Source organism: Streptomyces sp. NPDC096013, assembly GCF_044763565.1.
In the GTDB taxonomy this organism is placed as follows: Bacteria; Actinomycetota; Actinomycetes; order Streptomycetales; family Streptomycetaceae; genus Streptomyces.
The window spans coordinates 1,744,071-1,771,025 of the sequence record NZ_JBIWGK010000001.1; the positions used below are offsets into that span (position 1 = coordinate 1,744,071).

Annotated in this window: 25 protein-coding genes; 12 read left to right on the forward strand and 13 right to left on the reverse strand. The window is 71.2% G+C overall.

Features of this window, described 5'->3' with window-relative positions; all coding sequences use genetic code 11:
• Positions 1-28 precede the first annotated feature (28 nt).
• Together miaB and ACIRB1_RS07305 are read right to left on the reverse strand one after the other, a co-directional pair.
• On the reverse strand, positions 29-1,546 hold the full coding sequence (gene miaB / locus ACIRB1_RS07300) for a tRNA (N6-isopentenyl adenosine(37)-C2)-methylthiotransferase MiaB (protein ID WP_403464848.1): 1,518 nt from the start codon (positions 1,544-1,546) through the stop codon (positions 29-31).
• 64 nt (positions 1,547-1,610) lie between these two features.
• Positions 1,611-2,015 carry a MazG nucleotide pyrophosphohydrolase domain-containing protein gene (locus ACIRB1_RS07305; RefSeq protein WP_352185270.1) on the reverse strand — a complete coding sequence of 135 codons (405 nt, stop codon included), beginning with the start codon at positions 2,013-2,015 and terminating at the stop codon, positions 1,611-1,613.
• 201 nt (positions 2,016-2,216) lie between these two features.
• Here ACIRB1_RS07305 and ACIRB1_RS07310 point away from each other — a divergent pair, with 201 nt between their 5' ends.
• Positions 2,217-3,215 (forward strand): TAXI family TRAP transporter solute-binding subunit, encoded by a 999-nt coding sequence (locus ACIRB1_RS07310; RefSeq protein WP_352185269.1) that lies wholly within the window; start codon positions 2,217-2,219, stop codon positions 3,213-3,215.
• Between the two features lie 77 nt (positions 3,216-3,292).
• Here ACIRB1_RS07310 and ACIRB1_RS07315 read toward each other — a convergent pair whose 3' ends face one another.
• Both ACIRB1_RS07315 and ACIRB1_RS07320 read right to left on the reverse strand, forming a co-directional pair.
• Positions 3,293-4,705 carry a HAMP domain-containing sensor histidine kinase gene (locus ACIRB1_RS07315; protein ID WP_352185268.1) on the reverse strand — a complete coding sequence of 471 codons (1,413 nt, stop codon included), beginning with the start codon at positions 4,703-4,705 and terminating at the stop codon, positions 3,293-3,295.
• 9 nt (positions 4,706-4,714) lie between these two features.
• Positions 4,715-5,401, reverse strand: coding sequence for a response regulator transcription factor (locus tag ACIRB1_RS07320; protein WP_352185267.1), 687 nt, complete (start codon positions 5,399-5,401; stop codon positions 4,715-4,717).
• A 288-nt stretch (positions 5,402-5,689) separates the two neighbouring features.
• Here ACIRB1_RS07320 and ACIRB1_RS07325 point away from each other — a divergent pair, with 288 nt between their 5' ends.
• The 7 genes from ACIRB1_RS07325 to ACIRB1_RS07355 all read left to right on the forward strand — a co-directional run bounded on the left by ACIRB1_RS07325 (position 5,690) and on the right by ACIRB1_RS07355 (position 12,091).
• Positions 5,690-6,466 (forward strand): amino acid ABC transporter ATP-binding protein, encoded by a 777-nt coding sequence (locus ACIRB1_RS07325; RefSeq protein ID WP_019060965.1) that lies wholly within the window; start codon positions 5,690-5,692, stop codon positions 6,464-6,466.
• Between the two features lie 190 nt (positions 6,467-6,656).
• Positions 6,657-7,499, forward strand: coding sequence for a glutamate ABC transporter substrate-binding protein (locus ACIRB1_RS07330; protein ID WP_403464849.1), 843 nt, complete (start codon positions 6,657-6,659; stop codon positions 7,497-7,499).
• 52 nt (positions 7,500-7,551) lie between these two features.
• Entirely contained in the window at positions 7,552-8,220 is a 669-nt protein-coding gene (locus tag ACIRB1_RS07335) for an amino acid ABC transporter permease (RefSeq protein ID WP_352185265.1), read from the forward strand.
• Positions 8,217-9,122, forward strand: a complete 906-nt coding sequence (locus tag ACIRB1_RS07340; RefSeq protein WP_352185264.1) for an amino acid ABC transporter permease — start codon at positions 8,217-8,219, stop codon at positions 9,120-9,122. The genes ACIRB1_RS07335 and ACIRB1_RS07340 overlap by 4 nt, the downstream gene beginning before the upstream one ends.
• Positions 9,123-9,297: 175 nt before the next feature.
• Complete coding sequence (locus ACIRB1_RS07345; protein WP_403464850.1) at positions 9,298-10,893, forward strand: FAD-dependent monooxygenase; 1,596 nt, start codon at positions 9,298-9,300, stop codon at positions 10,891-10,893.
• 242 nt (positions 10,894-11,135) lie between these two features.
• Positions 11,136-11,675, forward strand: coding sequence for a cysteine dioxygenase (locus ACIRB1_RS07350; protein WP_403464851.1), 540 nt, complete (start codon positions 11,136-11,138; stop codon positions 11,673-11,675).
• Entirely contained in the window at positions 11,672-12,091 is a 420-nt protein-coding gene (locus tag ACIRB1_RS07355; RefSeq protein WP_403464852.1) for a rhodanese-like domain-containing protein, read from the forward strand. The genes ACIRB1_RS07350 and ACIRB1_RS07355 overlap by 4 nt, the downstream gene beginning before the upstream one ends.
• Positions 12,092-12,138: 47 nt before the next feature.
• On the opposite strand, the gene ACIRB1_RS07360 is transcribed toward ACIRB1_RS07355, so the two are convergent.
• From ACIRB1_RS07360 to recA, 3 genes are all read right to left on the reverse strand, one after another.
• On the reverse strand, positions 12,139-12,591 hold the full coding sequence (locus ACIRB1_RS07360; RefSeq protein ID WP_403464853.1) for a sugar ABC transporter substrate-binding protein: 453 nt from the start codon (positions 12,589-12,591) through the stop codon (positions 12,139-12,141).
• A gap of 97 nt (positions 12,592-12,688) precedes the next feature.
• Positions 12,689-13,651 carry a recombination regulator RecX gene (gene recX / locus ACIRB1_RS07365; RefSeq protein ID WP_403464854.1) on the reverse strand — a complete coding sequence of 321 codons (963 nt, stop codon included), beginning with the start codon at positions 13,649-13,651 and terminating at the stop codon, positions 12,689-12,691.
• A 3-nt stretch (positions 13,652-13,654) separates the two neighbouring features.
• On the reverse strand, positions 13,655-14,788 hold the full coding sequence (gene recA, locus ACIRB1_RS07370) for a recombinase RecA (protein WP_352185259.1): 1,134 nt from the start codon (positions 14,786-14,788) through the stop codon (positions 13,655-13,657).
• A gap of 282 nt (positions 14,789-15,070) precedes the next feature.
• On the opposite strand from recA, the gene ACIRB1_RS07375 reads away from it, so the two are divergent.
• Positions 15,071-15,214 (forward strand): hypothetical protein, encoded by a 144-nt coding sequence (locus tag ACIRB1_RS07375; protein ID WP_403464855.1) that lies wholly within the window; start codon positions 15,071-15,073, stop codon positions 15,212-15,214.
• A gap of 22 nt (positions 15,215-15,236) precedes the next feature.
• On the opposite strand, the gene ACIRB1_RS07380 is transcribed toward ACIRB1_RS07375, so the two are convergent.
• A complete protein-coding gene (locus ACIRB1_RS07380; RefSeq protein WP_403464856.1) occupies positions 15,237-15,845 on the reverse strand; it encodes a dihydrofolate reductase family protein in 609 nt (202 codons plus the stop codon).
• A 178-nt stretch (positions 15,846-16,023) separates the two neighbouring features.
• Here ACIRB1_RS07380 and ACIRB1_RS07385 point away from each other — a divergent pair, with 178 nt between their 5' ends.
• On the forward strand, positions 16,024-16,770 hold the full coding sequence (locus tag ACIRB1_RS07385) for a hypothetical protein (RefSeq protein WP_403464857.1): 747 nt from the start codon (positions 16,024-16,026) through the stop codon (positions 16,768-16,770).
• A 59-nt stretch (positions 16,771-16,829) separates the two neighbouring features.
• Here the strand turns inward: ACIRB1_RS07385 and ACIRB1_RS07390 are convergent, their stop codons facing one another.
• Entirely contained in the window at positions 16,830-18,272 is a 1,443-nt protein-coding gene (locus tag ACIRB1_RS07390; protein WP_403464858.1) for an AI-2E family transporter, read from the reverse strand.
• Between the two features lie 81 nt (positions 18,273-18,353).
• Positions 18,354-18,548, reverse strand: coding sequence for a DUF3046 domain-containing protein (locus ACIRB1_RS07395; RefSeq protein ID WP_352185256.1), 195 nt, complete (start codon positions 18,546-18,548; stop codon positions 18,354-18,356).
• A gap of 79 nt (positions 18,549-18,627) precedes the next feature.
• Between ACIRB1_RS07395 and ACIRB1_RS07400 the strand changes: the two genes are divergently transcribed.
• Positions 18,628-19,572 carry a hypothetical protein gene (locus tag ACIRB1_RS07400; RefSeq protein ID WP_352185255.1) on the forward strand — a complete coding sequence of 315 codons (945 nt, stop codon included), beginning with the start codon at positions 18,628-18,630 and terminating at the stop codon, positions 19,570-19,572.
• A gap of 13 nt (positions 19,573-19,585) precedes the next feature.
• Here ACIRB1_RS07400 and ACIRB1_RS07405 read toward each other — a convergent pair whose 3' ends face one another.
• The 3 genes from ACIRB1_RS07405 to ACIRB1_RS07415 are packed head-to-tail and all read right to left on the reverse strand — an operon-like array spanning position 19,586 to position 21,539.
• Complete coding sequence (locus ACIRB1_RS07405) at positions 19,586-19,894, reverse strand: AzlD domain-containing protein (RefSeq protein ID WP_352185254.1); 309 nt, start codon at positions 19,892-19,894, stop codon at positions 19,586-19,588.
• Positions 19,891-20,649 (reverse strand): AzlC family ABC transporter permease, encoded by a 759-nt coding sequence (locus tag ACIRB1_RS07410; RefSeq protein ID WP_403464918.1) that lies wholly within the window; start codon positions 20,647-20,649, stop codon positions 19,891-19,893. The genes ACIRB1_RS07405 and ACIRB1_RS07410 overlap by 4 nt, the downstream gene beginning before the upstream one ends.
• On the reverse strand, positions 20,538-21,539 hold the full coding sequence (locus tag ACIRB1_RS07415; protein WP_403464859.1) for an AraC family transcriptional regulator: 1,002 nt from the start codon (positions 21,537-21,539) through the stop codon (positions 20,538-20,540). Before ACIRB1_RS07415 ends, ACIRB1_RS07410 begins: the two co-directional genes overlap by 112 nt.
• A 196-nt stretch (positions 21,540-21,735) precedes the next feature.
• Here ACIRB1_RS07415 and ACIRB1_RS07420 point away from each other — a divergent pair, with 196 nt between their 5' ends.
• Positions 21,736-26,751 (forward strand): ATP-dependent helicase, encoded by a 5,016-nt coding sequence (locus ACIRB1_RS07420; RefSeq protein WP_403464860.1) that lies wholly within the window; start codon positions 21,736-21,738, stop codon positions 26,749-26,751.
• Positions 26,752-26,955 lie beyond the last annotated feature (204 nt).

Sequence of the window (26,955 nt, forward strand, 5' to 3'; positions counted from 1 at the left end):
CGTCACTCAGCAGGAGCGCAACGACACCTCAGTCACACCCGCAACCGCTCCCCGTGGCGACGGCCAGCGGCGCCGGCGCGCCGATCTTCGGCAGGCCCAGCATCACGCCGGCCGGCTTCGCGGCCTCAGTCGCGTTGCGCTTCTCCCAGGCGTCACCCGCGCGCGTGCGGCGCACGTCCAGGGTGGGGCCCTCGGCGAGGAGGTGGTGCGGGGCGGCGTACGTGATCTCCACCGTCACCACGTCACCGGGGCGGACCTCCTGGTCCGGCTTGGTGAAGTGAACGAGGCGGTTGTCGGGGGCGCGGCCGGAGAGGCGGTGGGTGGCGCCGTCCTTGCGGCCCTCGCCCTCGGCGACCATCAGCTCCAGAGTGCGGCCGACCTGCTTCTTGTTCTCGTCCCAGGAGATCTCGTCCTGGAGGGCGACGAGACGCTCGTAGCGCGCCTGGACGACCTCCTTGGGGACCTGGTTCTCCATCGTCGCGGCCGGGGTGCCGGGCCGCTTGGAGTACTGGAACGTAAACGCTTGCGCGAAGCGGGCCTCGCGGACCGCGTGCATCGTCTGCTCGAAGTCCTCCTCGGTCTCCCCGGGGAAGCCCACGATGATGTCGGTGGTGATGGCGGCGTGCGGGATGGCCGCGCGGACCTTGTCGATGATCCCCAGGTACCGCTCCTGGCGGTACGACCGGCGCATGGCCTTGAGGATCGGGTCGGAGCCGGACTGCATCGGCATGTGCAGCTGCGGCATCACGTTCGGCGTCTCGGCCATCGCGGCGATGACGTCGTCGGTGAAGTCGCGCGGGTGCGGGGAGGTGAACCGGACCCGCTCCAGGCCCTCGATCGCGCCGCACGCGCGGAGCAGCTTGCTGAAGGCCTCGCGGTCGCCGATGTCGGAGCCGTACGCGTTGACGTTCTGGCCGAGCAGGGTGATCTCGGAGACGCCCTCGCCGACCAGGGCCTCGATCTCGGCGAGGATGTCGCCGGTGCGACGGTCCTTCTCCTTGCCGCGCAGGGCCGGGACGATGCAGAAGGTGCACGTGTTGTTGCAGCCGACGGAGATCGACACCCAGGCCGCGTAGGCGCTCTCGCGCCGGGTCGGCAGCGTCGAGGGGAAGGCCTCCAGGGACTCCGCGATCTCGACCTGTGCCTCTTCCTGGACGCGCGCGCGTTCCAGCAGGACCGGCAGCTTGCCGATGTTGTGCGTGCCGAAGACGACGTCCACCCAGGGCGCCTTCTTCACGATGGTGTCGCGGTCCTTCTGGGCCAGACAGCCGCCGACGGCGATCTGCATCCCGGGGCGCTTCGTCTTCATCGGGGCGAGCCGGCCGAGGTTGCCGTAGAGCCGGTTGTCGGCGTTCTCGCGCACGGCGCAGGTGTTGAAGACGACGACATCCGCGTCCCCGTCCGAGCCCTCGGGTGCGCGCACATAACCGGCGCCCTCCAGGAGACCGGAGAGCCGCTCGGAATCGTGGACGTTCATCTGGCACCCATAGGTGCGCACTTCGTACGTTTTGACGTCCACTGCCCCGCTCCGGTCACCGCTGCTCATGTGACAAGGGTAGGCGGTGCCGGGAGCAACTCTCCCGGCGGCCGAGAACCGCCCCCCGCCCACCTCAGGCGTCGCCCGCGTCCCACCCCTGCTTGCGCAGTACCCCGGAGACGTCCGGCGCCTCGTAGTGCTCCCCCTTGAGCACCTTGCCGTCGGCTCTGCGGGAGATCTCGCCGGCCGGACCGATCTTGGTCATGTTGGAACGGTGGATCTCGGCGATCACCGCGTCCAGGTCGACGCCGTGGACGAGGGCGGTGCCGTACGCGACGTAGACGACGTCGGCCAGCTCGTGCGCCAGCCGGTCGAGGGGGCCGCTCACCGCGACCTCGGCCACCTCGGCGGCCTCCTCGGCGAGCAGTTCGCCCCGGTGGGCGGCGAGGGCGGGCGAGACCTCGGTGGGGGTGGTGCGGGCGTCGAGCCCGAAGGCCAGGTGGAATTCGCGGACCAGGTCGGCGGGCGAAGAACTCATGCCACGACCTTAATGACCACCACTGACACTCCGGCACGGCCACCGCAGTCACCCCGCAGTCACCCCGGGCGGCCAGGCCGTGTCCGGCGCCGATCAGCACCGCCGATCCTCCACAACCCCACGCGCACCCTTGTCCACGCCCGACGCGCGCCTACAGCCCGCCCTGGTCAGCACCGCGCACCGGCTGGCAGGATCGCGCGCATGTTCAAGGTGTTCTCCCGTATCAGCAGGCGCCGGGCCCTTCAGGGCGCGGCGGCCGGTTTCGTCGCGTTCGGGCTGTTGCTGTGGTGGCTGCTGCCCCTGGGCGACGAGCCGCCGACCGGGACGATCACCTTCAGCACCGGGACCCCGCTCGGGGTCTACCAGGAGTACGGCAAGCTCCTGCGCACCGAGCTGGACAAGGACATGCCGGGTCTCAAGGTGAAGCTGGTGAACAGCGCCGGATCGCAGGAGAACGTCGCGCGCGTGGCGACCGGTCACGCCGACTTCACCATCGCCGCGGCCGACGCGGTGGAGACGTACGAGATGGACGGCAAGCCCGGTGCCTCCGAGCTGCGCGGGGTCGCGCGGCTCTACGACGACTACGTCCAGCTCATCGTCCCGCACGACTCGGACATCGACTCGGTCGCCGATCTGCGGGGCAAGCGGGTGGCCATAGGGCCCGACCGTTCCGGTGTGCGGCTGATCGCCGAGCGGGTGCTCACGGCGGCCGGCATCGACCCGAAGAAGGGCGTCGAGCCGGTGCCGGCCGGTATCGACAGCGGCCCGGATCTGCTCAGGCGGGGCAAGATCGACGCGTTCTTCTGGTCCGGCGGGCTGCCGACGGACGGTCTGAAGGACCTCGCCGCCCACTACTCGTTCCGGTTCGTGCCCATAGACGCCACCCTGGTCGCCAAGATGCACGAGCAGGGCGACGCCACCCGCTACTACCGCGCCACCAACATGCCGGAGTCGGCCTACCCGAGCATCCAACGGGGGTCCACCGTGCCGACGATCGCCGTGTCCAACCTGCTGATGACCCGCGAGGATTTGAACCCCCGACTCGCCGAATGGATCACCAGGACCGTGATCAAGAGCCGGGACGGCATCGGCGCGCACGTGCACTCCGCGCAGCTCGTGGACCTGAGGACGGCGATCTACACCGACCCCTTGGTCCTGCACGAGGGTGCCCGGCGCTACTACCGCTCCGTCAAGCCGTAACTCGCCCGGACCGTGCGACGGCGGGCCGCCGCCCCCGTAGGCCGTGAGGGGCCAACACAGGCCCCTGGAGGGCCCGTTCAGGCCGTCGGGCCGCTCCTGGGCACCGTGACCGTCACCTTGAGGCCGTGCGGCTCGTGGTGGGCGTACGTGAGGGAGCCGCCGCCCGCGGCCAGCAGGACCTGGGAGATGGACAGGCCGAGGCCGGAGCCCTTGATGTTCTGGTGGTGGCCGCTGCGCCAGAAGCGGTCACCCACGCGCGCGAGTTCCTCCTCGGTGAGACCTGGGCCGTGGTCCGCGACGACGACGGTCGAGGTCTCGCCGTTCGACGCGACCGTGACCTCGACGGTCTCGTCCTCGGGCGTGAACTTGACCGCGTTGTCGATCACCGCGTCCAGGGCGCTGGACAGCGTGATCGGATCGGCCCAGGCCGTGGTGGGCGGGCAACTGCCCACCAGTCGCACGCCCTTGGCCTCGGCGGTCGGGGCCCAGGCCGCGACGCGCTCGGCGGTCAGCGCGCCGATGTCGGTGATCCTGAGGTCGGCGTCCGCGTGCTCGGCCAGGGCCAGGTCGAGCAGGTCGTCCAGGACCTGGGTCAGGCGCTTGCCCTCGGTGCGGACCGAGGCGATCTCGTCGTTGTCCTCCGGGAGTTCGAGTGCGAGCAGTTCGATGCGCAGCAGGAGCGCCGAGAGCGGGTTGCGCAACTGGTGCGAGGCGTCGGCGACGAAGGCGCGCTGCTGCTCCAGCACGTCCTCGACGTTGTCCGCCATCTCGTTGAACGAACGGGCCAGGCGCTGGAGTTCCGGCGGCCCGCCGGCGGCGGCGACCCGGGACTTGAGGCGTCCGGTGGCGATGTCGTGGGTGGTGGCGTCGAGGACGCGTACGGGGCGCAGGACCCAGCCGGTCAGCCGTAGGGCCGCGCCTACGGCGAGCAGCATCGCGGCGATCTCGCCGGCGCCGATCGTCAGCCAGCCGCGCAGGGTCCGTGAGCGCATCGGCCCGGTGGGCGAGTCGGTGACCACGACCGCGATGACGTCGCCGTCGCGGATGACCGGCGAGGCGACGACCAGGCGGTTGCGCTGCCAGGGCCAGACCTGTTCCGGGTCGTGGCTGCGACGGCTGAGGAGGGCCTCGGCGAACGCGTCGCGCACCTCGCCCGTCTTGGGCACCAGGAAGTCGTCCGGCGCGTTCGCCATGGAGGTGTCGGTGCGGTAGAAGACGCCCGCGCGGATGCCGTACACCTCGTAGTAGCTGGCGAGTTCGCGGTCCAGGGTCTGCTGGCGTTCGTCCGGGACCGTGTCGGCGGGGCGTGATCCCGTGGGCACGTCGGTGACGAACTGGGCCAGGGCCGCGAACCGCGCGGTGTCGTCGATACGGTCGACGATCACCTTCTGCTGCTGGGCCGCGGCCACGCTGATCGCGAGCGGCACGCCGAGCGCGAGCAGAACGGCCGCCATCAGGACGATGAGCAGCGGGAGGAGACGTGTGCGCACCCGTGCCCGCTACGCGGCCGGAGCGACGAGCCGGTAGCCCACGCCTCGTACGGTCTCGATCAGCGCGGGCATCCGCAGCTTGGCGCGCAGGGACGCGACATGCACCTCCAGGGTACGTCCCGTGCCCTCCCAGCTGGTGCGCCACACCTCGCTGATGATCTGCTCCCGGCGGAAGACCACTCCCGGGCGCTGGGCCAGCAGCGCCAGCAGGTCGAACTCCTTGCGGGTCAGCTGGACGACCGCACCGTCCACGCTGACCTGGCGGGTGGGCAGTTCGATGCGCACCGGGCCGAGCCTGAGCGCGGTGTCGCCGTCGCCGCTCGCGTCCTCGTGGACGCTGCGCCGGCTGACGGCGTGGATACGGGCGAGCAGTTCCCCGGTGTCGTACGGCTTCACCACGTAGTCGTCGGCTCCGAGGTTGAGGCCGTGGATGCGGGAGCGCACGTCGGAGCGGGCGGTCACCATGATCACCGGGGTGCTGGTGCGCTTGCGGATCTTGCCGCAGACCTCGTAGCCGTCCTGGTCGGGCAGGCCGAGGTCGAGAAGGACGACACCGAAGACGTCGCCTTCGGGGACGAGTGCCTGGAGGGCCTCCTCACCGCTGCGGGCGTGGGTGACGTCGAATCCGTGCCGCGCCAGGACCGCGGACAGAGCGGCGGCGACATGGTTGTCGTCCTCGACGAGGAGCAGTCTCATCCCGGCCCCCTCCGGTTCATCGTTCGTATGGTGTCGGCCTGTACAAAAGCATGTCTCACGTGCGCGTGCACCCAGGCAGTCACGCTGATGGACGAAGACGCCGTCAAGTGGGTTCCGGTTGCGCGCCGCTTCCGTTATCCAGCCGGTACGCGTCCCGGCGTCCAGTACTACGACACGTGTCCGATTGCTATCCGATCGTGATGCTCAGATCTCGCTCAGATGTGATGACGCTGGTCGCACGGCCTCACTACTGTCCTCCGCAACCGACGAGGACGGAGCCAGCAAGCGATGACCGAAGTATCGGTGGCCAAGGAAGATGTGGCCGCGACCGGCGAACTCGTCGTCCTGAAGAGCGTCAACAAGCACTTCGGCGCGTTGCACGTACTCCAGGACATCGATCTGACGATCGCCCGCGGCGAGGTCGTCGTGGTGATCGGGCCCTCCGGGTCCGGGAAGTCCACTCTCTGCCGCACCATCAACCGCCTGGAGACGACCGATTCCGGTTCGATCACGATCGACGGCAAGCCGCTGCCCCAGGAGGGCAGGGAGCTGGCCCGGCTGCGTGCGGACGTCGGAATGGTCTTCCAGTCCTTCAATCTCTTCGCGCACAAGACCGTGCTCGAGAACGTGATGCTGGGCCAGATCAAGGTCCGCAAGGCCGACCGCAAGCAGGCCGAGGAGAAGGCCCGCGCGCTGCTCGACCGGGTGGGCGTGGCCACGCAGGCGGACAAGTACCCGGCCCAGCTGTCCGGCGGTCAGCAGCAGCGCGTCGCCATCGCGCGGGCGCTGGCCATGGACCCCAAGGTGATGCTCTTCGACGAGCCGACCTCGGCGCTCGACCCGGAGATGATCAACGAGGTGCTGGAGGTCATGCAGCAGCTCGCCCGGGACGGGATGACGATGATCGTCGTCACCCATGAGATGGGCTTCGCCCGCTCGGCCGCCAACCGCGTGGTGTTCATGGCCGACGGACGCATCGTCGAAGAGGCCGTGCCGGACCAGTTCTTCAGCAACCCGCGCAGCGACCGTGCCAAGGACTTCCTGTCGAAGATCCTGCACCACTGACGACCGCCGGCCGTCGCCGGCGCCCCCTGACGATCAGCCACGAGCGCTGACGAACCGCTACAGCCAGCCACTGGCGGCCCGCCGACGACGGGCGGCCGCCGACTGCCGCTGAGGGCCCCGCACGCCCTGACGGCTGCCGTCACACGCCCTGACGGGCCCTCATCTCCGCACCAGTCAAAGGATGTTCACCATGAAGCTTCGCAAGGTCACCCTCTTCGCCACCACCGCTCTCGTCCTCTCGCTCGCCGCGACGGCCTGCGGAAGCAGCGACAAGAACGACTCCGGTTCGGGGTCCGGCGGCGGCAGCAAGATCAAGATCGGCATCAAGTTCGACCAGCCGGGCCTTGGCCTGAAGCAGCCGGACGGCACCTACGCCGGCTTCGACGTGGACGTGGCGACCTATGTGGCCGGTCAGCTCGGGTACAAGCCGGCCCAGATCGAGTGGGTCGAGACCAAGAGCGCCGACCGCGAGAACGCGCTGGAGCGCGGCGACGTCAAGTTCATCGCGGCCACGTACTCGATCAACGACAAGCGCAAGGAGAAGGTCGACTTCGCCGGCCCCTACCTGCTGGCGCACCAGGACCTGCTCGTCAAGAAGGACTCGACGATCGCGAAGGCCACGGACCTCAACGGCAAGAACCTCTGTTCCGTGACCGGCTCGACCTCGGCGCAGAACATCCACGACACGATCGCCCCGAAGGCCAACCTCCGTGAGAACGCGGGCTACTCGGAATGCATCGCGGCCCTCCAGAGCGGCGCCGTCGACGCGGTGACCACGGACGACTCGATCCTCGCGGGCTTCGCCGCGCAGGACAAGTTCAAGGGTCAGTTCAAGCTCGCCGGCCTGAAGCTCAGCAACGAGAACTACGGCATCGGCGTCAAGAAGGGCGACTCCGCGACCCTCGGCAAGATCAACACCGCGCTGGAGAAGATGGTCAGCAGCGGCGCCTGGCAGACCGCGGTGACCAAGAACTTCGGCCCGGCCGACTACAAGAACGAGCCCGCCCCGAAGATCGGCAACATCGTCAAGTAAGCCCGATAAAACCCCGGTAAGGCAGGCCCCATACCCGGAAGCGCGGGAGATCGTGTTCGACTTTCTTCAAGGTTATGACGTCCTCGGGGCGTTCTGGATGACGGTGAAACTCACCGCCCTCTCCGCCCTCGGCTCCCTGGTCTGGGGCACACTGCTGGCCGGAATGCGGGTCAGCCCGGTCCCACTGATGCGTGGTTTCGCCACCTTCTACGTGAACACCGTCCGGAACATCCCTCTGACGGTCATCATCGTCTTCACCTCGCTCGGCCTCGCTGACATCTTCGGCGTCACCATGGGCGCGTCCGACGACTTCAAGGTGCAGGGTTTCCGGCTGGCGCTGCTGGGTCTCGTGGCGTACCACGCGGCCTTCGTCTGTGAGGCGGTGCGCTCCGGTATCAACACGGTGCCGGTCGGCCAGGCGGAGGCGGCCCGCGCCATCGGGCTGAGCTTCAGTCAGGTGCTGCGGATCGTCATCCTTCCGCAGGCGTTCCGCGCGGTCATCGGACCGCTGGCGAACGTACTGATCGCCCTCACGAAGAACACCACCGTGGCGGCGGCGATCGGGGTGGCCGAGGCGGCGGCCCTGATGAAGACGATGATCGAGAACGAGGCCCAGACGGTCGCCATCGGCGCGGTCTTCGCGTTCGGCTTCGTGGTACTGACCCTGCCCACCGGCCTCCTCCTCGGCTGGCTGAGCAAGCGACTGGCGGTGAAGCGATGACCTCCGTCCTCTACGACGCTCCCGGCCCCCGTGCCAAGCGGCGCAACGTACTCATCTCCGTGGTGTTCTTCGTCCTGCTGGCCCTCTTCTTGTGGTGGGTCTGGCAGACGATGGACGACAAGGGGCAGCTGAAGTGGTCCCTGTGGCAGCCGTTCACCACGGCGGACGCCTGGACGACGTATCTGCTGCCAGGTCTCGGCGAGACCCTGAAGGCCGCCGGCCTCGCCATGGTGATAGCCCTCCCCCTGGGCGCGTTCTTCGGTATCGCCCGGATGTCCGATCACAAGTGGGTGCGGGTACCCGCCGGAGCCGTGGTCGAGTTCTTCCGGTCGATCCCGGTCCTCCTGATGATGCTCTTCGCGAACGAGTTCTACGTCCGCTCCACGGGCATCGGCAGCGAGGAACGTCCTCTGTACGCCGTCGTCACCGGCCTGGTGCTCTACAACGCCTCGGTGCTCGCCGAGATCGTCAGGGCGGGCATCCTGTCCCTCCCGAAGGGGCAGACGGAGGCCGCGTACGCGATCGGCCTGCGCAAGGGCCAGACGATGACGAGCATCCTGCTGCCGCAGTCGGTCACCGCCATGCTGCCGGCCATCGTCAGCCAGCTCGTGGTCATCGTGAAGGACACCGCGCTGGGCGGTGTGATGCTGGGCTTGACGGAGCTGCTCAACTCGCGCAGCACCCTGGCGGCCAACTACGCCAACGTGGTGGCGAGCTTCATCGTCGTGGGAATCATCTACATCCTGCTGAACCTCGCCCTCACCACCTTCGCGAGCTGGCTGGAGCGCAGGTTGCGGCGCAGCAAGAAGAGCACGGGCGCGACCGTCGACCTGGAAGACGCGACGGGGCTCAACCCCGCGCAGGTCGGCGGATCGTATGGGACCGGCGCCGACGTAGTGTGATGATCCGTCAAAAGGTGTGAAGGACACGGAGGCAGTGGCATGATCGCCACTGCCTCCGTCACTTGACGCAAGCACCGGCAATGGGTTGCATACGTTCTGTGATCGTGCACCCTGCTCCAACTTCCTGTTCACATGCGTCCCTGAGGACACCGTCACGGGCAGGGGGCGCCACACCGTGGACCCGGTGATCATCGTCGGGGCGGGGCCCGTGGGGCTCACGCTCGCCCTGGCACTGGCGCGGCAGGAGGTGCCCTCCGTCCTCCTCGACGAGGGACCGGCCAAGGACGAACCGCGTCCCGCGCGCACCGTCGTCCTGCGCGAGGACACCACCGCGCTCCTGGAGCGGCTGACCGGCGCGCCGCTCGGCGGGGCCGGAACACACTGGGCCGGATGGCGGTCGATGCGGCGCAAGCAGGTGACACGCGAGATCACCTTCGACGAGGTCGAACCCGCCCCCCTGCACATCGCCCAGCACGTCCTGACCGGCGCCCTCCGCCAGGCCCTCGCGGGCGAGCGGCTGGTGAAGGTCGTCCCGGACAACCGCCTCGACTCGCTCGAACAGGAACCCTCGGGCATCACCGCCCACACCCGCGGCCCCAACGGCACCTGGTGGCGCGGCAGTCACCTGGTCGGCTGCGACGGCCCGCGCTCCACCGTCCGCAAACTCCTCGACATCCGCTTCCCCGGCCGTACGGCGGTGGAGCGACACGCCGTTGCCGCGCTGCGCACGGAACTTCCCTGGCCCGACCAGGCGTTGTTGCATCGGGTGCCGCCGTGGCGGACGTCCGGACCCTCGGCCGGGGAGGTCACCGGACGCCCCCTCCCGGACGGCGTGTGGCGCCTGGACTGGCTGCTGCCCCCGGGCAAGGACCTGGTCACCCCCGAGCTGCTGCTGGCCCGCATCCGGGAGACACTCGCGGGCTGGACCGAGGGCCCGACCCCGCCGTACGAACTGCTCGACACCGGTGTGCACACCGTGCACCACCGGCTCGCGCGGCGCTGGCGGGTGGGGCGGGTGTTCCTCGCCGGGGACGCGGCGCATCTGCTGGGGGCGCTCGGGACGCAGGGGCTGGACGAAGGGCTGCGGGACGCCGACAACCTCGCCTGGAAGCTGGCTCTGGCCTGGCACCACGGGCCGCACGAGGCGCTGCTCGACAGCTATCAGGCGGAGCGGCGGGCGGTCGTCGCGGCCCGGCTGCGCGCCGCCGACCAGGCGCTGCCGCTGGTGCGCGGCGGCGCCGGACTGCGCGCCGTCGTGCCCGGCTCGACGCGCAACCACGACGTGCTGCTCACGGACGGTCACCTGGGGCGCGGCGCGCTCGGTGCGCCGGGGGCGTACGCCGACTCGCCGCTCGCGCCCCTGCACATCGAGCCGGAGGTCCCCGTCGACACCCCGCCCGGCGCGCCCGTCGCCGACGTCCGGGTCACCGCCGAGGACGGCGCCTTCGTACGGCTGCGGGACCGCCTCGGACGCGGATCCCTGCTGGTCGTGCTGGTCGCGCCGGGCACGGGCGTGTGGGAGCGCAAGCACTGGGTGACCGCCGGGATCATGCCCCGGCTCGCCGCCGCCGTGACCGCCCTGCCGCACCCGGCCGAGCTCCTGGTCGCCGAGAGCTACCCGGGCGCCGCCGCCCACACCGTCCTGCTCGTACGGCCCGACGGACACCTGGTCACAGCGCTGGGCGGGGTGCGTCCGGCCGACCTGTACGCGGCGGCGGAGGCGACGCTGGGCGGTCCGGCGCGGACGGAGGCGACGGCCGGTTCACGCTGAGGCCGGCGGGCCGGTCGCTGTCCACATAGTGACGGTGAGTTGACCGGCCCGAACCGCCATGCTGTACTCCGAATCGTGACTGATACCTCTGTCCACCTGTGGCGGAAGGTCCATCTGGACCTTGTCCGCTACGTGGGCTGCGTGTGTCACATCTCCTGCTGAATTCGCATCTCCCTCACCCGCGCGCGCCACTTCTGTGATGTCCGCGCGCACCTTCGCGAACCTTCATCAGGACGGTGCACGTGTCTGTCTCCCCTTCTGCCTCCGTGTCCCCCGCCGCGCCCGCTCAGGCCCCGACACAGGCGGACCTCCTCGACTTCGTCCGGCGCACGGCCGCCGACGCCGAGCTGATCGCCTCGCTCCCCCTCGACCCCGAAGGCCGCACCTGGGTACGGCTCGAAGGCCCCGGCGGCAGCGAGGCGTGGCTGATCGGCTGGCCGCCCGGCAGCGGGACCGGCTGGCACGACCACGCCGAGTCGGTCGGCGCCTTCCTCACCGCCGCCGGCGAACTCAAGGAGAACTCGCTCGCCGCTCGACTCCCCAGCCACGGCTGGAAGACCCTCGAACTGGAGGAGGGCGTGGACCGCGAGCGCCGGCTGCCGACCGGCAAGGGCCGCGCCTTCGGCCGCCACCACGTCCACGAGGTGCTCAACGAGTCCCTCGAAGAGCACGCGATCTCCGTCCACGCCTACTACCCGCCGCTGCCGCAGATCCGCCGCTACAGCCGCACGGGCCCGGTGCTGCGCCTGGAGCAGGTCGAGCGCCCCGAGGACTGGCAGTGAGCGCCGTACGCGAACAGCCGCCCGGCATAGACGAGTTGCTGGAGCGGGTCCGCGCGGACTACGAACGGATCGAGGCGGGGGCCGCCTACGAAGCGGCCCGCGACGGCGACGCCCTCCTGGTCGACATCCGCTACGCCGCCCTGCGCGACCGGGACGGCCTCATCCCCGGCGCCCTGGTCGTCGAGCGCAACGAACTGGAGTGGCGCCTCGACCCCCGGGGCAGCCACCGCGCCCCCGAAGCCACCGGCCACGACCTGCGCGTGGTGGTGATCTGCAACGAGGGCTACGCGTCCAGCCTGGCAGCCGCGTCCCTGCATCGACTGGGCCTGCGCCGCGCGACGGACCTCGTCGGCGGCTTCCAGGCCTGGAAGGCGGCGGGCCTGCCGGTCACGTTCTCCCAGACACCCTGTCCATGACAGGACGGGATGTCGACGCCCTGTCCACGACGTGACGTCCGGCCCGCTCACAGCCCGTCGGAAGGGCAGTAGAGCGGGGCGATGTCCGCGTTGCCCTTGGTGATCAGGTGGGCCGGCGTGGTGGCGATCTTCTGCGCCTTCTCCCCACGGAGGAGGCTGATGGCGTTGGTGACGGCCAGTTCGCCGGTGTCCTTGGCCGAGTTCGAGACGGTGGCGGCGAAACGGCCGTCCTTGAGGGCGGCCAGCGCCTCGTCGGTGCCGTTGACCGTCACGATCTTGACCTTCTCGCCGCCGGCCGCGTCGAACGCCTTGCGGGCGGCGAACGCCATCTCCTCGTCGGCGACGAAGGCGTAGTCCAGATCGGTACCTCGGCGTTCGCCTGCTGCCGGCGCGCTGGATCGAGTCGGCGTCGGCCGGCGCGCGAGAACTTGGACGCCCTTGAACTCACGGAGGCCAGTCGCGAGTTGTCCGGTGGAGGGGGTTGGCCCTGCCTCGGCCATCACCCCGGTGCTTGCCTGAACGCGGTCGGCGCCCCCGCGCGTCCACCGTGTTCAGGACGTTCGCACCATCGAAAGGCCAGAGCCGGAACTGTTCCGGTCAGTACCCCTCGTCCCCGAGGAACTCCGTGTCCTCGCCCTCTTCCTCCAGCGCCTGTCGGACCACTCTGAGGGCCATGCCCTGGGAGTAGCCCTTGCGGGCCAGCATGCCCGCGAGGCGGCGCAGCCTCTTGTCGCGGTCGAGGCCTCGGGTGGACCGCAGTTTGCGGTCCACCAGTTCACGGGCCGTCGTCTCCTCCTGCTCGGAGTCGAGCTGGGAGACGGCCTCGTCGATCAGCGTGGAGTCGATGCCCTTGGTGCGCAGCTCCTGGGAGAGCGCGCGCCGGGCCAGGCCCCGGCCGCGGTGCCGGGACTCGACCCATGCGTCCGCGAACGCGCTGTCGTTGATGAGCCCGACCTCCTCGAACCGCGACAGCACCTCGTCCGCCACCTCGTCCGGGATCTCCCGCTTGCGCAGGGCGTCCGCGAGTTGCTTGCGGGTGCGCGGGGTCCCGGTGAGCAGGCGCAGGCAGATTCCCCGCGCCCGCTCAGCCGGGTCCGCCGGTGGCTCCTCCTTCTCGGCCCTCGACGAGGAGAAGTCACCCCCGTCATCTCCGGACGACTCGCCGAAGCCACGGCCACGGCGCCCGCGCCTACCGCGCGCGCCGTCACCGCGCGCCGCGGTCCCTCTTGAGCCTCCCTGGTCACGCGCTCCACGGCTACGGCGTGCGCCGCGGCCGTACGCGTCGTCATCGGACTCGTCGCCGGGCGAACTGCCGCCGCCGGGCGTCGAGCTTCTGAAAGGCCGGCCGGTGCCCGCCGAACCGTCGCCGGGCTCCGAGCCGCCGAAAGGCGGACCGGGCTCCCCCGCGAAGCCGTCGGCCGACCACCCGCCGCCCGACTCACCGCCGTACGGCTCCTCGAACCTGCCGTCCGCACCATGGGCCAGGCCGTCGCCGCCTTCCCCGCGCCCCTGGGGGGCGCCGGGATACGCGTACTCCGACCAGTCCGTTCGTCGTGTCACGGGTCAGCTCTTGGCTGCGGCGGCCTTGGACTTGGTGGTCTTGGCCGCCGCCGGAGCGGGCACCGCCTTGGCGGCGTCGTCCGTGGCGGTGGGGACCGCCGCGTCCGCGACCGGCTCGGCTGCGGGCTTGTCCTTCTCGGGACGGACGCCCACGCCCAGCTTCTCCAGGATCTTCTTCTCGATCTCGTTGGCCAGGTCGGGGTTGTCCTTCAGGAAGTTGCGCGCGTTCTCCTTGCCCTGGCCGAGCTGGTCGCCCTCGTACGTGTACCAGGCGCCGGCCTTGCGGACGAAGCCGTTCTCCACGCCCATGTCGATCAGGCCGCCCTCGCGGCTGATGCCCTGGCCGTAGAGGATGTCGAACTCGGCCTGCTTGAAGGGCGGTGCGACCTTGTTCTTGACGACCTTGACGCGGGTGCGGTTGCCGACCGCGTCGGTGCCGTCCTTCAGGGTCTCGATACGGCGGATGTCGAGTCGCACCGAGGCGTAGAACTTCAGCGCGCGACCACCGGTCGTGGTCTCCGGCGAGCCGAACATCACACCGATCTTCTCGCGGAGCTGGTTGATGAAGATCGCGGTGGTCTTGGACTGGTTGAGCGCGCTCGTGATCTTCCGCAGCGCCTGGCTCATCAGACGGGCCTGCAGACCGACGTGGCTGTCACCCATCTCGCCCTCGATCTCCGCGCGCGGGACGAGCGCCGCGACGGAGTCGATGACGATGAGGTCGAGGGCGCCGGAGCGGACCAGCATGTCCACGATCTCCAGGGCCTGCTCGCCGTTGTCCGGCTGGGACAGGATCAGGTTGTCGATGTCGACGCCGAGCTTCTTCGCGTACTCGGGGTCGAGGGCGTGCTCCGCGTCCACGAACGCGACCTGGCCGCCGGCCCGCTGGGCGTTCGCCACCGCGTGCAGGGTCAGGGTCGTCTTGCCGGAGGACTCCGGGCCGTAGACCTCCACCACTCGGCCGCGCGGCAGGCCGCCGACGCCGAGGGCGACGTCCAGTGCGGTCGACCCGGTGGGGATGACCTCGATGGGCTCGTTCGGCCGCTCGCCGAGGCGCATCACCGCGCCCTTGCCGAATTGCCGTTCAATCTGTGCGAGTGCGGCGTCCAACGCCTTCTCGCGGTCGGTTCCTGCCATGGGTTCCACCCGGTTTGCTTGAGTCGATCGCTTCACGTCAAAGACGCTAACGCCTGCCACTGACAATGCGCCCCGACGCCCGTCCGGCCTGTGGATAACTCGGACACTTCGTCATCAAAAGCCTGCCAAAATGGCCGTCATGGCCTCGCCGGAGCTTCCATAAGAATGGATGTTCGATTTTCGTGTCAAGCGCACCACGCGGCACTCACGTCACCGATCTCCTCCACCGCCGAACGCCGTAACGACGCCTCGAGCGACATGGAAATCCTTCCTGCGCCGGGCATGAGCCCGGCGGCATCGGCCGCTCCCATGCCGTGGGAGACCAGCCTCGTGCACAGGCCCGCGCCGACGCGGAGCACGGCGGTCACCCCGGCCGGCGAGACCGGGACCGTCACCGTCCTGTGCAGCGGCAGCTGCTACGAGTAGGAACCTCCGCGGGCGCCGCACGCTACCGAACCGGCTGGCAGCGCACGTTGACCGCGACCGCGTGGTCGTCCCCGTTCTGGAGCGCGAGCCGGACGGGGGCGCCGCCGGGGTTGTCGTAGAGCCGGATGCCGTCGCCGAGCAGTACAGGGACGATGTGCAGGTCGATCTCGTCGAGCAGTCCGCGCTCCAAGAGCTGCCGTCCGATCGTGGGTGAGAGCACTTCGAGGTTCTTGCCCCCGGCGGCCTCCAGCCCGATGCGGACGGCCTCGGCCACGTCGCAGTCAAGGAAGGTCACCCCGGGGGCGGGCGGCGCGTCGTCGGGGTGGTGCGTGAGGACGAACACCGGCCCCTGCCACGCGCCTCCGTAGACGTTGCTCGCATCGGGGAAGGCGTCGAAGCCGTCCCGGCCGCCCAGTACGGCGCCGGTCGTCGCGGCGTACTCCTCGACGAGGCCGGGCCTGAACGAGAACCCCGTCATCCAGTCCATCGCATGCCCGGGCCCCGCCACGAACCCGTCCAGCGACATCGTGAAGTGCCACAGCACCTTGCCCGCGGCGGTCTGCCGCTCGGTGTCCGCCAGGCGAGGGGCGGGCGCGATGCCGGTGCGCTGCGGGGTCTTTGCGGTGGACATGGTTGTTCCTCGCTTCGGGGGTCACGGTTCCGCGGATTCCGAGCGGCTTCCACGTCCATGGACCCGGCGCGCCCCCGAAACTCATCGCCACGCCTCCGGGGGTCTACTTCCGCCGTCGTACGGCGGGTGCCTTCGGTCGTACGACGACTGTGCGACGGGTTCCCGCGAGGCTCGGGCCATGAAGCCGCACGTACGTCCCGCCGAGCGTCTCTGCCACGTGATCGGGGCCCTGTTGATCCTCTCCGGGCTGGTGCACCTGGGGGTGTTCGCGGTCGACGGCGGCCCCTGGTACGGGCCCGTCTCCTGGCGCAAGCCCGTCACGTTCGGGCTGTCCTTCGGGGCGACGCTGATCGCGGTCACCTGGGTCACGTCGTATCTGCGCATCGGGGCCCGGCTGCGTACCGTGCTGCTCGTCGTGTTCGCCGCCGACTGTGTCGTGGAGGTCGGCGGCATCACCCTCCAGGCGTGGCGCCGGGTGCCGTCGCACCTCGACATGGAGACGCCCTTCGACACGGCGGTGTCCATGATGCTCGCGGTGGGCGGCGGCGTCCTCGTGGTGCTGCTCAGCGTGTTCGCGGTGGAGTCCTTCCGGCACCGGCCGGCGGGTCCTACGGGCATGGCGCTCGCGGTGCGTTCCGGGTTCGCGATCATGCTCGTGGCGCTGGTCTCGGGCGCCGCGATGATCGCGCGCGGGGTCGTCCTCGCCCGGACCGGCCACCAGGAGGCGGCGTACCACTCGACGGCCCCGCTCAAGCCGCTGCACGGGGTGAGCCTGCACGCCGTCCTGGTCCTGCCCGCGCTGGCCTGGCTGCTGTCCCGCACATCCTGGAGCGAGGCGGTACGGCTGCGGGTCGTGACGGTGGCGGTCGGTTGCTACGTCGTCGCCGTGGCCGTGGCCGGGGTGTGGGCGGTGCTCACGTACTGACCGCGACGCCCCGGTGCTCTCGCCCGGTCGCCCCCCGGGGGGGCTCGCCAAGTCCTCCTTCAGGAGGAGCTCTCGCCGGAGTCTCTCGGCGTGGAGTCGGTGTGCGTGGAGTCGGTCGGCTCGGAGTCGATCGCTTCCGGATCGGTAGGCCGCGAGTCGGCTCTCCCGGAGGCGGTCGCATCGGTGGCGTCGGTCGTACGGGCGGAGCCGGTCGTGCCAACCGCGTCGGTCGCGCCGGCGGCCTCGGCCTCCGTCAGCTCCGCCGTCGTCCCCTCCCCCGCTCGCCGTTCCCACAGCCCACGCGCGCGTGTCAGCAGGCCGGGGGCTCCCGAGCCGCGGGGCGTCCGGTGGCCCTGGAGCCGGGGGTCGTCCGTGACGTCGTACCGCTTCACGTACGCCCCGAGGAACGCCTGGAGCGTGGCGACGGCCGGGATGGAGATCAGCGCGCCCACGGCGCCCAGGAGCGCGGTGCCCGCGATGACCGAGCCGAAGGCGACAGCGGGGTGGATGTCGACGGTCTTCGCGGTCAGCTTGGGCTGCAGCATGTAGTTCTCGAACTGCTGGTAGACCACGACGAAGATCAGCACCCACAGCGCGTACCAGGGGTTCACGGTGAAGGCGATCAGCATGGGCAGGGCGCCCGCCAGATACGTGCCGATGGTCGGGATGAACTGGGAGACCAGGCCCACCCAGACGGCGAGCACGGGCGCGTACGGGATGCCCAGCGCCTGTAGCAGGATGTAGTGCGCCACTCCGGAGACCAGCGCCATCAGGCCGCGTGAGTATATGTAGCCGCCTGTCTTGTCGACGGCGATCTCCCACGCGCGCAGCACCTCGACCTGCCGGGCGGGCGGCAGTACGGAGCACAGCGCGCGCCGCAGCCGCGGCCCGTCGGCGGCGAAGTAGAACGAGAACAGACCGATCGTCAGCAGCTGGAAGAGGCCGCCGAGCACCTGGGTGGACACGTCCAGCACGCCGGTCGCGCTGTTCTGCACGTACTTGCGCAGCCAGTCGGAGTGGAGCAGCCCTTCCTGGATGTCGACCCGTCTGAGGTCGGTGCGGAAGTGCCCGTTGATCCAGTTGATGACGGAGTCGAGGTAGTCCGGGAAGTCCTCGATCATCTTGATGATCTGGCCGGCGAGCATCGACCCGAGGAGCGTGACGAAGCCGGCGCACACGATCAGCAGGCCGAGGAAGACCAGGAAGGTGGCCAGTCCCCGGCGCATCCCGAAGGCGGCCATCCTGCTCACCGCGGGCTCGATGGCGAGGGCCAGGAAGAACGCGATGAGGATGTTGATCAGCAGCCCGATGAGCTGGTGGAAGGCCCAACTGCCCAGCTGGAACACGGCGACGAGGGCGAGCGCGAGCACCATGGCGCGCGGCAGCCAGCGCGGCATGCCCAGGTGCGGTGAGGCGCCGTCGGCCGGGGGCCGGATCGGGGGCGTCGCACCGGTGGGGGATGCCTGCGGGGCGTCGTGCCCGGTCTCGTCAGTGACTGCCACGGTGCAAGTCTCGCCTACGCCACTGACAACCGGTCACCGCCGTCGATCTTCGTGACCGATCAGCGACTTTCCGGCGGAGGATCAGCGGCTCTGCCGCGGAACGTTCATGACGTCGCAGACCACGCGCCACACGTCCTTGGCCTCCCAGCCCGCGTCCAGCGCCTCGTGCACCGTCCGCCCGCCGAGTTCCGTCATCACATGATCGCGCGCGAAGCTCTCGGCGTATCCCGCGCCGAAGTGCTCCGCCATCCGCTGCCAGAAGACCGTCAACCGCATGACACCAGTATCCCGCCCTGAGAGTGGGACCAGGTCGGGACCCCTTGCGGAGACCGCTTTCCGTCCTACGGTCTGACCCATGGCCGAAACAGGAGCTTCCCCACTCCCCCCGACGCCCCCGGCGCACTCCCCGCTCTTCCGCGCCGAGCACTTCGTCTGGCTCACCGCGCGCGTGCTGGAACAGCGCCTCTTCGCGTATCACTTCCTCAACGGCGAACCCGATCCGGTGGAGACCGCGCTGGACGCCTACCGCAACGAGGACGGCGGCTACGGGCACGCCCTGGAACCCGATCTGCGCGGCCCGGTCAGCCAGCCGCTGCACACCGGGCACGCGCTGCGCGTCCTGGACGCCGTCGGGCGCTGCGGCGGGCAGCGGGTGGAACGTGTCTGCCGGTATCTGACCTCGGTCTCCACGGCCGACGGCGCGCTGCCGGCCATCCTTCCCGGCCAGCGCGGCTATCCGACGGCGCCCTTCGTGCCCATCGTGGACGACCCGCCCAGTGAACTCCTCGCCACCGGGCCGGTGGTGGGCCTGCTGCACCGCAACGAGGTGTGGCACGCCTGGCTGTTCCGGGCCACCGACTACTGCTGGCAGGCGGTCGATGCCCTGGAGAAGTCGCACCCGTACGAGATCGAGGCCGCCGTCGCCTTCCTGGACTCGGCGCCCGACCGCCCGCGCGCGGAGGCGGCGGCCGACCGCCTCGGCCGCCTGGTGCGCGAACACCGGCTCGCGGCCCTGGACCCGGAGCACCTGGAGGCGTACCCGGTCGCCCCCGGGTACGCGCCGGGCGAGCACCACTTCCCGTACGACTACGCGAGGACGCCGAGTTCGCTCGCGCGCGCGTGGTTCACGGACGACGAGATGGCCCGCTCCCTGGACCACCTCGCGGGCGACCAGCGCGAGGACGGCGGCTGGCCGATCCGCTGGCGTCAGTGGGCACCAGGCATCGCCCTGGAGGCACGCCCCATGGTGACGATCCAGGCCCTGCGCACCCTGAAGGCGTACGGCCGTTCCGTGGGCTGACCCCGGGCGCGCGTCAGCCGCCGATGGCCCGCACGCCCGCCGTCACGAGGACGGCCGCCGCGACGACGAGCAGGAACGGTGCCCGCAGCACCAGCGCCACGGCGGCCGCCGCGAGCCCCGCGGCCCGGGCGTCGAGGACGAGCGCGTGCCCGTCGGCGAAGGTCTGCTGGGCCGTGAGCGCGGCGAGCAGGGCGACCGGCAGCAGGGCGGCGAGCCGCCTCACCAGCGGCCGCTCCAGCGCGCCCGCGGGCACCAGCAGTCCGGCGAGCTTGACGACGTAGCAGCCGATCGCGGTCGCCGCGATCGCGATCCAGACGCTCAACGGTCCTCCTCCTGTGTGTCGTGACGTGTCCCTCCGTGCCGTCGGCCCTCTACGTAGAGGGCGATCGGCGCCGCGAGCGCGGCGGCCAGCACCGGCACACCGGCCGGCAGCACGGGCAGCAGACCCAGTCCCAGAAGGACCGCGAGCGCGGCGACGGCACGCTCCGTGGTGGTCGTGAGCATGGGCGCGAGCAGCGCCAGGAAGACGGCCGGCCCGGCCGCGTCGAGGCCCCACGCGTCCGTGTCCCCGATGGCCTTCGCACCCAGCGCGCCGAGCAGCGTGGTGAGGTTCCACAGCAGGTACAGGCTGAGCCCGGTGACGGTGAAGCCGATCCGCGCGGCCCGCTGTGTGGGCTGTGCGAGCGTGACGGCCGTCGTCTCGTCGATGACCCACTGGGCGGCGAACGGGCGCACCGCGCGCGGGAGCGCCAGCAACTGCGAGAGACGCAGCCCGTAGAAGGTGTTCCGCACTCCCAGGAAGAAGGCTCCCGCCGCCGCGGTGAGCGGATTGCCACCGGCCGCGAGCGCCCCCACGAGCGCGAACTGGGATGCCCCGGTGAACACCAGGAGGCTGAGAGCGCAGGTCTGCAACAAACTGAGTCCGCCACCCGCCGAGGTCACCCCGAAGGCGAACCCGGACAGCCCTACGGCGATCCCGACTCCGAGGGCGTCCCGTACGACCGCGGAGTCCGGCTTTCCGCCCGCCTCGGGGGCTCGTTTCCCTTCCGGTCCAGTCCCTTCCGCTCCGGCGCGTATGTCTTCTGAAGCGATCTGTTCTGCCACGTGTCGAACGGTAGGAGCAGTCGCTGCCCCGCGTCTTGTACGTTCTTGCGCTCCCGCTGGTAGGCGCCCGGGGGCACGCCCACGATCCGGGCGAAGTGCCGGTTGAGGTGCGGCTGGTCCGTGAAGCCGACGGCGACGGCGACCTCCGCCGGCCCCGTACCCGCGTCCAGGAGGCGACGCGCCCGCCGTACGCGGGCGTCGGTCAGCCAGGTGTGGGGCGGCATCCCGTAGGCGTTCCGGAAGGCGCGCAGCAGTGCGAAGGGGCTGGTATCCAGGTCCCTGGCGAGCTGTTCCAGGGTGGGTGGGTCGGCCATGCGCGCTTCCAGCACGGCACGCGCGCGTGCGGCGACCCGATCGCCGGCCGTGGGCACGACGCGTTGGGGCAGCGGGCCGCCGTTGAGCCGGAGCAGTCTGGTGACGGCGACCCGCAGCAGGGTGTCGGCGGCGAGCGCGTTGCCCTCCTCGGCCGCCCGCAGGATCTGGTGGACGAGTCCGGCGGTGTGGGGATCGTCGAGCACGGGACTGACGAAACCGGGGGTGCCGCGGATCGAGGTGGTCTCGGCGGCTATCGCGCCCACCACCTCGGGCGACGGGTAGACCGCCCCGTAGCGCCAGCCCTCGGGCACACCCGCCCGGCCGGTGTGCGGAGTGTCCGGATTGACCAGCGCGAGCGCTCCCGCCCCGGCGGACACGTCGCCCCCGCCGTGCTGGAACACCTCGACGCCGGCCGAGATGGCGGCGATGACGAAGTTCTCGTGCGTGTGCCGGATGAACGTCTTGCGGATGTACCGGGCCCGCAGCAGGTCGACGCCGGGCAGCTCCGTGTACTGCCAGTGTCTCGCCAGCTCGCCCGAACCCGCCATGCAGCCATTCTCCGCCACGGCGACGAGAGGGCGCGGTCCCGGCCACGGCGGCCGGAAGCCGAAGCCGGAAGCCGGAAGCCGGCGAAACGGTCCTGCCCGCGGCGGCAGGCAGGGGGCCGAGACGGTTCCGCGAGCAGCCATCGGAGAAACGTCGCAGGTCAGACGGATTGTCAGTGGTCGGGTGCAGGATGGACGCATGGTCAGTTCCGCACACCGAGCCCTCGACGGCTTCTCCCCCGCGACCCGCGGCTGGTTCACGGGGGCCTTCTCCGCGCCCACCGCGGCCCAGGCGGGCGCGTGGAAGGCCATCGGTGAGGGCTCGGACGTGCTGGTGGTCGCCCCGACCGGGTCCGGCAAGACCCTGGCCGCCTTCCTCGCCGCCCTGGACCAGCTCGCCGCGACACCCCCGCCCGCCGACCCGAGGAAGCGCTGCCGCGTTCTGTACGTGTCTCCGCTGAAGGCCCTCGCGGTCGACGTCGAGCGCAACCTCCGCTCCCCGCTCACCGGCATCCGCCAGGAATCCGTCCGTCTCGGCCTGCCCGAGCCCGAGGTCAAGGTCGGCATCCGCTCCGGCGACACGCCGCCCGCCGAGCGCCGCGCCTTGTCCACCCGGCCGCCGGACATCCTGATCACCACCCCGGAGTCCCTCTTCCTGATGCTGACGTCGGCCACGCGCGACGCGCTGACCGGCATCGAGACGGTGATCCTGGACGAGGTGCACGCGGTCGCGGGCACCAAGCGGGGCGCTCATCTCGCGCTGTCCCTGGAGCGGCTGGACGAGCTGCTGCCGAAGCCGGCCCGCCGTATCGGCCTCTCGGCGACCGTGCGCCCGGTCGACGAGGTCGCCCGCTATCTCTCCCCGCGCGGCAAGGTGGAGATCGTCCAGCCGAAGTCCGGCAAGGAGTTCGACCTCTCCGTGGTTGTCCCGGTGGAGGACCTGGGCGAGCTGGGCGGCTCCCCGGTGACGGACGGCAACGAGGGCAAGGAGAAGCCCTCGATCTGGCCGCATGTCGAGGAGCGCATCACCGACCTCGTCCAGGCGCACCGTTCCACGATCGTGTTCGCCAACTCCCGCCGCCTGGCGGAGCGTCTGTGCAACCGGCTCAACGAGATCGCCTACGAGCGCGCGACCGGCGAGCCCCTGGACGAGCATCACGCACCGGCCGAGCTGATGGGCGGATCCGGCGCCGCCCAGGGCGCGCCCCAGGTCATCGCCCGCGCCCACCACGGCTCGGTCTCCAAGGAGCAGCGCGCCCAGGTCGAGGAGGACCTCAAGGCGGGCCGGCTGCCCGCCGTGGTGGCCACGTCCAGCCTGGAGCTGGGCATCGACATGGGCGCCGTCGACCTCGTCATCCAGGTGGAGTCCCCGCCCTCCGTGGCCTCCGGCCTCCAGCGCGTGGGCCGCGCGGGACACCAGGTCGGCGCGGTCTCCACAGGTGTGGTGTTCCCGAAGTACCGAGGCGACCTCGTCCAGGCCGCCGTGGTCACCGAGCGGATGCGCACCGGCTCCATCGAGTCCCTGAAGGTCCCCGCCAACCCCCTGGACGTCCTCGCCCAGCAGCTCGTCGCGATGACGGCGCTGGACACCTGGCAGGTCGACGACCTGCTCGCCACGGTCCGCCGGGCCGCCCCCTTCGCCTCGCTCCCGGAGTCGGCGTTCACGGCCGTGCTCGACATGCTCGCGGGCCGCTATCCCTCGGACGCGTTCGCCGAGCTGCGCCCGCGCGTGGTGTGGGACCGCGTCGTCGGCACCATCACCGGCCGCCCGGGCGCGCAGCGCCTCGCCGTCACCTCCGGGGGCACGATCCCCGACCGCGGGCTCTTCGGGGTCTTCCTCGCGGGCGCCGACCCCAAGAAGGGCGGCGGCAGGGTCGGCGAGCTGGACGAGGAGATGGTCTACGAGTCCCGGGTGGGCGACGTCTTCACCCTCGGCACCAGCTCCTGGCGGATCGAGGACATCACCCGTGACCGCGTCCTGGTCTCTCCCGCGCCGGGCGTGCCGGGCCGGCTCCCTTTCTGGAAGGGCGACCAGCTGGGCCGCCCGCTCGAACTGGGCCGCGCGCTGGGCGCATTCCTGCGCGAGGTCGGCTCGCAGCCCAAGGAGGACGCCCGCCTGCGCCTCCTCGCCGCGGGCCTCGACACCTGGGCCGCGGAGAACGTGCTGTCGTACCTGGCCGAACAGCGCGAGGCCTGCGGCCACATCCCGGACGACCGCACGATCGTCGTGGAGCGCTTCCGCGACGAACTGGGCGACTGGCGCGTGGTCATCCACTCCCCCTTCGGCGCCCAGGTCCACGCCCCCTGGGCCCTCGCCCTCGGCGCCCGTCTCTCCGAGCGCTACGGCATGGACGCCCAGGTCATGCACGCCGACGACGGCATCGTCCTGCGCCTGCCCGACGCCGACCTGATGGGCTTGGACCTGCTCGACCAGGAGCCCATGAAGGCGGGCACGGAGTACGACGCCGACCGGGCCCCCGTAGGAGCGGCGGACGTCGCCTTCGACAAGGGCGAGGTCAACCAGCTCGTCACCGACCAGGTCGGCGGCTCGGCCCTGTTCGCGGCCCGCTTCCGCGAGTGCGCCGCCCGCGCGCTGCTGCTGCCCCGCCGCAACCCCGGCAAGCGCACGCCCCTGTGGCAGCAGCGCCAGCGCGCCGCCCAACTGCTCCAGGTGGCCAGCGAGTTCGGTTCCTTCCCGATCGTCCTGGAGGCGGTCCGCGAGTGCCTCCAGGACGTCTTCGACGTCCCGGGCCTCACCGAGCTGATGGGCGACCTGGAGTCCCGCAAGGTCCGCCTCGTCGAGGTCACCACCCCCGAGCCGTCCCCCTTCGCCCGCTCCCTCCTCTTCGGGTACGTCGCCCAGTTCCTCTACGAGGGAGACTCACCGCTCGCCGAGCGCCGTGCCGCCGCCCTGTCCCTGGACTCCCACCTGCTGGCCGAGCTGCTCGGCCAGGCGGAGCTGCGCGAACTGCTCGACGCCGAGGTGCTGACCGAGCTGGAGCGCGAACTCCAGTGGCTCACCGAGGACCGCCGCATCAAGGACGCCGAGGGCGTCGCCGACCTGCTGCGGATGCTCGGCCCGCTCACCGACGCCGAGTTGGCCGAGCGGGGCGCCGAACCGCAGTGGGCCCAGGAGCTGGCCTCGGCCCGCCGCGCGATCCGGGTCCGTATCGCGGGTGCCGACCACTGGGCGGCGATCGAGGACGCGGGCCGCCTGCGCGACGCGCTCGGCACAGCACTGCCGGTCGGCGTCCCGGAGGCCTTCACCGAACCGGCCAAGGACCCGCTCGGCGACCTCCTCGCCCGGCACGCCCGCACGCACGGACCGTTCACCTCGGCCACGGCGGCGGCCCGATTCGGCCTGGGCGTGGCCGTCACCGAGGGCGCGTTGCAGCGGCTCGCGGCCAACGGCCGTGTCGTACAAGGGGAGTTCCACCCGGCCGGCATCGGCCAGGAGTGGTGCGACGCGACGGTGCTGCGCCGTCTGCGCCGCCGCTCCCTGGCCGCGCTGCGGCACGAGTTGGAGCCGGTGCCGCCCGCCGCGCTCGCGCAGTTCCTCCCCCAATGGCAGCACATCGGCAAGGGCCACGGGCTGCGCGGCATCGACGGACTGGTGCGCGCCGTCGAGCAGTTGCAGGGCGCCTCCGTGCCCGCGTCCGCCCTGGAGAAGCTCGTCCTGCCGTCCCGCGTGGCGAACTACGCGCCCGCGATGCTCGACGAACTCACCTCGGCCGGCGAGCTGGTCTGGGCCGGCGCCGGCGCCCTCCCCGGCAAGGACGGCTGGATCTCCCTCTACCTGGCGGACGCGGCCCCCCTGCTCCTCCCGCCACCCCACCCGCTCGAACTCACCGCGCTGCACCAGTCGATCCTGGACACCCTCTCCGGCGGCTACGGCCTGTTCTTCCGCCAGATCACCGACCAGGTCCGCGCGACCACCCACCCCGACGTCACAGATCCCCAACTGGCCGACGCCGTATGGGACCTGGCCTGGTCCGGCCGGCTCACCAACGACACCCTCGCCCCCATGCGCTCCCTGCTGGGCTCCGGCCGTACGGCAGGCTCCACGGCCCACCGCGCCAAGCGCACGGTCCCGCGCGGGCGCTACGGCTCCCTCACCGCCGCCGCCCGCACCGCCTCCCGCACCGGTCCGCCGACCGTCGCGGGCCGCTGGTCCCTGCTCCCCGCCCACGAACCCGACCGCACCGTCCGCGCCCATGCCCTGGCCCGCACCCTGCTCGACCGGCACGGGGTCGTGACCCGGGGAGCGGTCGCCGCGGAGGGCGTAGAGGGCGGCTTCTCGGCGACGTACCGCATCCTGTCCGTCTTCGAGGAGAGCGGCCAGGCGCGGCGCGGCTATGTCGTGGAGGGACTGGGCGCCGCCCAGTTCGCGATGGACGGCGCGGTGGACCGCCTCCGCGCGGTCGCCAACGCGCGCGACCGGGGCGACGAAATGCCCACCCCGGACCCGACGGACAACGACCCCTACGGCTTCGGGGCCCTCGGCGACTCCGCCTCACGGATGACCGGCTCCGGCAACGATTCCGCCGCCGACCACGGACGGCACGGCGCATCGGACTCCCCCGGAGTCCATGACTTCGCCGACGCCTTCGGCCCGTTCACCGACTTCGACGACCTCGACAGCGTGGGCTCAGCGGACGGCGGCCCCACGGATCCAGCCCCAACATCCCGGCACCACCGCACCCCGGCCTCCCACCCCCCGGCACCGGGCGACTACATCTCCCCCCGCGACTTCCCCGCGCCGGCACCCCGGGGCAACACCAGTTCCCCCTACGCCAATCACCGCACCCACCGCCCCTCCCTCACCGCCAGAGCCGTGGTCCTGGCAGCCGCCGACCCGGCGAACGCGTACGGCGCCGCCCTCCCCTGGCCCGAGCCGCCGACCGACGCCGGGCACAAGCCGGGGCGCAAGGCGGGTTCGCTGGTCGTGCTCGTCGAGGGTGAGCTGACGCTCTACATGGAGCGCGGCGGCAAGACCCTGCTCGCCTGGCCCACCGCACCGGACACCACGGCCACCGAAGACCCACGCCTCCAAGCGGCGGCCGAAGCACTCGCGGCAGCGGCCCGAGCCGGTTCGCTCGGCACGGTCACGGTGGAGCGCATCAACGGCACCTCGGCCCTGACCTCCCCCATCGGCACCCTCCTGGAAGGAGCGGGCTTCATCGCGACACCGCGCGGCCTGCGCCTCCGCGCATGAGCGACAGCAACGGCCGTCCGAGGCCCGCCCACGGCTCACCCGGGGGCCGCCCATTCGCGCCCGGCCCCTCCACCCCGGGCCACCCTTCGCCCAAGCCGTACCTCACTGCAAGACCCGCCGCCCCCGACCCCACGCCCCGCGCGCGACATCCCTCGCCCCGCACCACCCCGGCCCTCGTAACCCGTACCCCAAACGGTCCCTCTC